We start from the raw sequence: 614 nt of genomic DNA, 5'->3' as shown, positions 1-614 counted from the left end.
CTAACGTCCGCTTTCTTTAAAGAAGAATGTCAGACTTCAGCATCTTCTGTCTCAGTGACCTGCTCCCCGTTGATTAGTACACCCCGATATTAGTAATGTCTTCATAAGCCACATGAGGACATCCCCATGAAGAAGCGTTTTTCCGACCAACAGATCATCAGTATTCTCCGCGAGGCTGCAGCCGGGGTATCCGCCCGTGAACTCTGCCGCAAGCACGCCATTTCCGACGCCACGTTTTACACATGGCGTAAGAAGTATGGCGGTATGGAGGTGCCTGAGGTTAAGCGCCTGAAGTCGCTTGAGGAAGAGAATGCCAGACTCAAGCTGCTGCTTGCCGAAGCCATGCTGGATAAAGAGGCGCTTCAGGTGGCTCTTGGGCGAAAATACTGACGACAGACCAGAAGCGGGAAGCCGTGATGTTGATGTGTGATGCGACCGGTCTGTCGCAACGTCGTGCCTGCAGGCTCACAGGTTTGTCCCTGTCGACCTGCCGTTACGAGGCTCAGCGTCCGGCTGCTGATGCACATTTATCAGGGCGCATCACTGAGCTGGCACTGGAGCGTAGGCGTTTTGGCTACCGTCGCATCTGGCAGTTGCTGCGCCGTGAAGGGCTT

General features: G+C 54.7%; 1 pseudogene. It reads left to right on the top strand.

What is annotated here, in order from left to right:
- Positions 1-126 precede the first annotated feature (126 nt).
- Positions 127-614: pseudogene (locus tag WH277_RS02405) on the top strand (transposase); the annotation flags it as partial.

Origin of the sequence: Erwinia sp. MYb416, from assembly GCF_037479575.1 — a bacterium.
In the GTDB taxonomy this organism is placed as follows: Bacteria; Pseudomonadota; Gammaproteobacteria; order Enterobacterales; family Enterobacteriaceae; genus Erwinia; species Erwinia rhapontici.
Note: the sequence above shows the minus strand (reverse complement) of the source record. Positions and strands in the feature narration are given on the sequence as shown.